This is a genomic window from Flavobacterium aquariorum (assembly GCF_003254745.1).
Classification (GTDB): domain Bacteria; phylum Bacteroidota; class Bacteroidia; order Flavobacteriales; family Flavobacteriaceae; genus Flavobacterium; species Flavobacterium aquariorum.
In genome coordinates this window covers 1-209 of sequence record NZ_QKXH01000055.1, presented here as the reverse complement: position 1 = coordinate 209, position 209 = coordinate 1, and the positions used below count along the sequence as shown (strand labels likewise).

At 45.0% G+C, this 209-nt stretch carries 1 protein-coding gene; it reads right to left on the bottom strand.

Annotated features, from left to right (window positions below; all coding sequences use genetic code 11):
* Nucleotides 1-209: hypothetical protein (locus tag DOS84_RS19200; protein WP_165830476.1), on the bottom strand; the 209-nt coding region annotated here is incomplete at both ends.

The window sequence follows — 209 nt, the reverse complement described above, 5'->3', positions numbered from 1 at the left end:
AGCGATGCATTATTAGCAGTGATTGCTGTTCCAACACAATAACTTGGTGAAGCAACGGTATAACTCAATCCTGCCGGAGCTTGATTTACGGTAATGGTTACAACCGATGTTGCAGTTCCACAACCACCAGTATTGCTGGCTGTGACGGTATATCCTGCAGATGCAACTGCTGTAGTTGGTGTTCCTGTTATTTGTCCTGTTGCTGCATT